General features: G+C 30.4%; 4 protein-coding genes. 3 read left to right on the top strand and 1 reads right to left on the bottom strand.

What is annotated here, in order from left to right:
• Positions 1 to 1,774, top strand: a 1,774-nt coding sequence (locus QWC74_RS05960) for a TIM-barrel domain-containing protein (protein WP_288993944.1), incomplete at its 5' end; no start/stop codon positions are given.
• 63 nt (positions 1,775 to 1,837) lie between these two features.
• Here the strand turns inward: QWC74_RS05960 and QWC74_RS05955 are convergent.
• Positions 1,838 to 2,842: a YeiH family protein gene (locus tag QWC74_RS05955; RefSeq protein ID WP_288993943.1), complete on the bottom strand. Its 1,005-nt coding sequence runs from the start codon at positions 2,840 to 2,842 to the stop codon at positions 1,838 to 1,840.
• A gap of 106 nt (positions 2,843 to 2,948) precedes the next feature.
• On the opposite strand from QWC74_RS05955, the gene QWC74_RS05950 reads away from it, so the two are divergent.
• Positions 2,949 to 3,860: a LysR family transcriptional regulator gene (locus QWC74_RS05950; protein ID WP_006784767.1), complete on the top strand. Its 912-nt coding sequence runs from the start codon at positions 2,949 to 2,951 to the stop codon at positions 3,858 to 3,860.
• A gap of 212 nt (positions 3,861 to 4,072) precedes the next feature.
• The gene (locus QWC74_RS05945) at positions 4,073 to 5,734 is read left to right on the top strand and encodes an EAL domain-containing protein (protein WP_006784766.1); all 1,662 of its coding nucleotides are present in this window, start codon (positions 4,073 to 4,075) and stop codon (positions 5,732 to 5,734) included.
• Positions 5,735 to 6,247: the final 513 nt, after the last annotated feature.

Here is a 6,247-nt window from a genome sequence, read left to right as displayed (position 1 = left end):
ATATACGGATTTGGATACCTTAATGATTGAGCCTGAGATGATGAATCTAGATCTTTATTTGATTGAAGGTCAGAATGTTCTAGAAATTATACAGACTTTTAGAACACTTATCGGGCAAAGCTATATCCCACCAAAATGGGCTTTTGGTTACCAGCAAAGTCGTTGGAGTTATGAAACGGCAGATGAAATACGAGAAGTCGCTTACCATTTCAAAAAACATGAAATCCCATTAGATAGCATTTATTTAGATATCGACTACATGCAAAACTTAAAAGATTTCACAGTTGATCCTCATAAGTTTCCTGATTTTGAAAATCTGGTAGCAGAGTTAAAAGAGGAAGGAATTCATCTGATTCCGATTATCGATGCCGGTGTCAAAGCAGAAGCAGGATATGAAATTTATGAGGAAGGCATAAAAAATGGATACTTTATTAAAAATGAGGATGGAACACCATTTGAAGCAGCTGTTTGGCCAGGAAAAGTTCATTTTCCAGACTTTTTAAATAAAGAAACACGCACTTGGTTTGGGATGAAATATAAAACGTTAATCGATAAAGGTATTGAGGGGTTTTGGAATGATATGAATGAACCATCGATTTTTTATACGCCAAATGCGATGAAACAAGCGATGGATTCAGTGCTGGAAAATAAAGAAAAAAATATTGATTTAGGTTTATTTTTCGGTATTAAAGATCAATTTAGTAATATCTTAAATAAGCCAGAATACTTTAAAGAAATGTATCATGATACAGACCAAGGGTTTGTATGCCATCATGAGGTTCATAACCTTTATGGATATAATATGACACGTGCTGCTGCGGAAGCTTTTGATGTGATTAAAGAAGAGCGGATGTTGTTATTCTCACGTGCCTCTTCAACCGGAATGCACCGATTTAGTGGAATTTGGACAGGCGATAACCGTTCTTGGTGGTCACATTTATTATTAAATATTAAAATGATGCCATCTCTTAATATGTGTGGATATCTATATAGTGGAGCTGATATCGGGGGATTTAGTGATAATACAACCGAAGACCTGTTAACAAGATGGTTACAGTTTGGAATCTTTACACCATTAATGCGTAATCATACGGCTAAATATACAAGAGCCCAAGAACCGTATCGTTTCAAAAGTATGGCTGTCATGCGTCATTTCATTTGCTTACGCTATGTATTGGTGAATCATTTATATAGTGAATATATGAAAGCTTGCTTAAGCAACACTTTATATTTTAAAGCGTTAGCCTTTGAGTATTCGGATGATATTTCAAAAGAAATAGAAGACCAACTCCTACTTGGAGATGGACTCATGATTGCACCTATTTATGAACAAAACAAAACAGGACGTGTTGTCTATTTCCCAGAAGAGATGTTATGTGTTCGTTTTACAACTGAAAAAACGTATCAACTTGAATTAATGAAACAAGGGCATCACTATGTTAGCATGCCAATAGATCAATTGGTTATCTTTATTCGTCCTAATCATTTATTAATTTTAAATGATGAAGCACAAAATGTGTCTCAGCTTGATAATCATCAAATTGAAATCATCGCTCATGTTCAAACAACGTGTGAAGGACGTTATTATGAAGATAATGGTCTAGTTAAAAATCCAAAACTAGAAGATGGATTAAGTCAAATCAACATTAACATTGAAAATAATGAAGTAGGTACACAGTGGCAAAAATCAAAGAATAGCCAACTGAACCACGTCACTTACACTGTGTATGATGCCAAGCAAAATGAGATTTTCATTCATACTGAAAATTTATAAAAAAAAAGGATTCTCAAATTTTGAGAATCCTTTTTTAAGTACACTTTATTTAGTTAGTCAATTTTAGACTTGTCCTAGGAAAACTTGTACAACAAGTGCGACAATAACAACAATAGCTGAAATAATGAATCCGTGAAGCATAGGAAGGAAACCTGACTTCGTAACATCGCGAATATCTGTTTTTAATCTAATTGAAGCTAGTGCCATGACCATAAAGAACTTACTTAATGTTGAAAGAGTTGAGCTTAGTGCCGCTGGGATAATACCAACACTGTTTAGGATAGCTGCCCCTAAGAATAATAAAATAAACCAAGGGAATATCTTTTTTAAATTAATTTTCTTTTGTTCACCTGATACAGCTGAATTTTGTTTTTGTTTTAATCGTTCATTTAAATATGAGAAAGCTAATACAACCGGAATGATTGATAATGTACGTGTTAATTTTACAATCGTTGCAAAATCACCTGCAGCATCGCTATAAGCGTATCCTGCGGCAACAACAGAAGATGTATCGTTTATAGCTGTACCTGCCCATAATCCGAATGCCATATCACTCAATCCAAGTGCTGCTCCCATAATAGGGAATAAAATAACCATTACAACATCAAAGATAAATGTTGCAGAAATAGCATAAGCGACATCTGAATCTTCAGCATCGATAACTTGTGATAAGGTAGCAACAGCCGTTCCACCACAAATTCCTGTTCCTGCTGAAATTAATGAACTAAGTTTCCAGTCCATTTTGAAAAGCTTTCCAAATAAATAACCAAATCCAAATGCTGCTGCTAAAGTAAATACCATGACAACAAGTGAGTATTTACCAACATGAATAATTTGACTAATACTTAAGCTAGTTCCTAATAAGACAATTGCAACTTTTAAAAGTTTTTTTGAACTAAATGTAATTCCAGCTCTATATTTTGTATCATCCTTCATAAAAAAGTTAAGGGCCATCCCTACTAAAAGTGCAAATACACTAGCCCCGATGATATGAATATATTGATTTAGTGACGTTGCGATAATAGCAATCGCTAATGAAAGAAGAACCCCAGGTATGACTTTTTTCATAAAAACCTCCTATTTTTTAACATAACTTTACAATAACATGCAAAAATGTATAAAATCAAATTATACATTTTTATATGACTATAATATTTTTTTATAGGAGGTACCTATGATTGATTATCGATTACTTACTTTTATTGATGTGTGTGAAACAAGAAATTTAACAAAAACAGCGAAACACTTATGTTTAACGCAGCCTGCTGTTACACAACATATTAAATATTTAGAAGAAACTTATAATACGAAATTATTCGTTTATGAAGGAAAAAAAATGCAGATTACAGAATCGGCACACGCCCTTTTACAGTATGCATTAAAAACACAGGCACTGCTCAAATCAGCTGAAGCTGAAATATATGAATTAAAAACAAAACAGGTTAAGTTAAATTTTGGCGCAACATTAACGATTGCAGACTATGTCATGCCAACGATATTAGATGCACACTTAAAACGATTTCCAGACATTCAACTTAACTTTAAAGTTCAAAATACATCCCATTTAATTGAAGATCTTTTAAAAGGTAAAATTGAATTTGCATTCATCGAAGGTTATTTTGACAAGGAACAATTTGAACACCATTTACTAAAGAAGGATGATTTCATTTTAGTAACATCAATTAATAGTGCACTAAATGAAACAATTACATTAGAAGAATTGAAGAAGCAAAGACTCATTATTCGTGAGTTTGGATCTGGAAGTCGCGATATTTTAGAAAAATTATTGGCTAATACTAATAGTTCACTCAATCAGTTTAGACAACTCGATGAAATTGGAAGTCTAAAACTATTGAAACATCTTGTCAAACAAAACCATGGTGTCACGTTTATCTATAAAGAAGCTGTCAAAGAAGAATTAGAAAGAAATGAATTAAAACAAATTCAGATTGATGGAATTAACCTCAGTCGAGAATTCAATTTCGTCTACTTAAAATCATCCTTACACAAAGAAAAGTATCAAAAATTTTTTAGGTTTGCCAAAGATAAGTTAACAGATATTGATTTATCAATTGGAGAAGGATAATTTTTAAATCGAGAATTAAAGTTAGTTGACAAAGAAGTAATTGGTGAATAAAATGGAAAGATATTTAGTGATGTATAGATAACAATTAAAACATTACACTATTAAAATGGTTATATTTATTACATCATACTGACATTTTTTCTGATGAGAATTAAAGTAAATGAGTGAGGCAGTGAATGAGTAGAAATTTTAGTTTGTTAGGAAGAGATGATATGAGGAGAAGGTCAAAATTCAGACAATTAATTGGCATTTTGATGGTATTACTTTTTATCATAGCCCCTAATGATTGCATCAGAGCATCCGATAAAATAAAAGTCGCTTTTTATGAATATTATCCGTATTATTATCTGAATGAACAATTACAACCTTCGGGTTATTATCATGATTTAATGAATTTGATTGCAAATGATTTGAATCTTGATTATGAATATGTTGATGTCCCTATTAATCAGGCTTTAGATAAGTTAAAAAATAAGGAAATAGATCTTTTATTTGGAATTTCCTCTACTCCCAAAAGACAAGAAGAATATCTGTTTAGTAAGTATTATATTAACATTAATAGAGTTGGATTGTTTACTAACCACAATATTAGATATGGAGATTTAGAGGCATTAAACGGAATGACGATTGGGTTTATTGAAAATGAACAAAATTATCAACGATTGTTAAATATGCTAGAGGGAAAAAATATTAATGTCAATCTGAAAATTGTCGATTCATATGAAAGTACTTTAAATTTATTCTGTCATCATCAAGTAGATGCTATTCTTTATTCAGCTGAATATACAGATTTAGATAAGAAGTATCGTAATATCTTTGAATTTTCTACAGGCTCTTTTTACATTGTTACAAATAAGGAAAATAAAGAGTTGATGACGAAAATTGATTCTTATTTCGAACAATATGATTCCCTTCCAAATAATCCGATTCATAAGCTTTACGAGAGTTATTTTAATTTATATAAGCAAAAAAGTGATTTATTTATTTTGATTATTACTATATTAATTTTAATTATACTGACATTTGGATTAAAACTAATGTTGGATCAAATGAAAATAAAGAAGAATCGTCAAAAGATTTTAAATGATTTAGAACAAAATAAATTTTTATTATACTATCAACCTATTATAAATCCCAATACGAATAGAATTGTAGGTTGTGAAACGTTGTTGAGATATCAAAGTGGAGTTAAAATTCAAACGCCATACTTCTTCTTAAAACAGATTGAAGAATCTAATATGATGTATGAAGTGACGATGTGGGTTTTAAGAAAAGCGATTGAAGATTACGATACGATAACGTCATCAAATGACAATTTGGAGAACAATTTTTATCTCTCTATTAATGTCTCATTTAAGGAATTACAGGATGCTAGATTTTTAACTGATTTGGAAGAATTAATTAAAGTGACAAATGCTAATCCACAACAATTTTGTTTAGAGATAGTGGAAAGATTCCAATTAAGCGACGTTGAAAAAATTCAGGATATTATTTTAAAACTTAAAAAAATAGGATTTAAAATTGCCATTGATGATTTTGGTGCTCAATATTCCAACTTCGATGTATTAGAAATGATTGATTATGATATGATTAAATTAGATAAATATTTCATTGATGATATTGAATCATCGTTTAGAAAAAGAGAAATTATGAAATGTATGTCAAATATAACTAAAGAAAATAAGACCATCATGGTCATAGAGGGAGTAGAAAGTTACGCTCAAGTAGAGATGATTAGAACTTTTGATAACGATACGATGTATATTCAAGGTTATTATTATTCAAAACCAGTACCATTGGATAAAGTGATTACTTTAAAAATAAAATCAGAAATATTGAATAATAAAAGTAAAAATTCAGTGATAAAAGGTTGATTTAAAGAACCGATGGTGTATTTTCACGTACAAAAACGCACCATTAACGAACAAAAAATCGAAAAATGTCGGAAATTGTGTTATTTTTTTTGGTAGCGACGTGAGGTTACTTATCTGTTCACGAATATCATGTCCAATTAAAATCCCTTCTAAACTTAGAAGGGATTTTAATTGGACATGATATTGTTAGGATAGAATATATATGCATAGAAGCCTAAAGAACTGAATTTTAATTTTAAAAAAGTCATTAATTTCATGATGTTGTATTTCTTTAAAATAATATTACGAGATTAATGCATATCAGTTAAATTAAAAGTCGAAATTAAATAATACATGATGCACAATATACAAGATAGTATTGATTGTTAATTTTAAATTTTTAAGCAATTTGCTGTGAAAGTTGCTTACACTTTTCCAATATTAAACAATGAATTAATCTATCTTCTACAGTGCTACCTTGGATTGTCAACACTAAACTAAACAACTTTTTTAAGGGTATTTTGACGATATTCA

Origin of the sequence: uncultured Turicibacter sp., from assembly GCF_938044715.1 — a bacterium.
Classification (GTDB): Bacteria; Bacillota_I; Bacilli_A; order MOL361; family Turicibacteraceae; genus Turicibacter; species Turicibacter sanguinis.
Note: the sequence above shows the minus strand (reverse complement) of the source record. Positions and strands in the feature narration are given on the sequence as shown.

What these genes read in the sequence shown, in the direction of transcription:
- QWC74_RS05955 (WP_288993943.1), bottom strand. Translation starts at nt 2,842, where the DNA reads ATGAAAAAAGTCATACCTGGGGTTCTTCTTTCATTAGCGATTGCTATT.
- QWC74_RS05945 (WP_006784766.1), top strand. Translation starts at nt 4,073, where the DNA reads ATGAGGAGAAGGTCAAAATTCAGACAATTAATTGGCATTTTGATGGTA.
- QWC74_RS05950 (WP_006784767.1), top strand. Translation starts at nt 2,949, where the DNA reads ATGATTGATTATCGATTACTTACTTTTATTGATGTGTGTGAAACAAGA.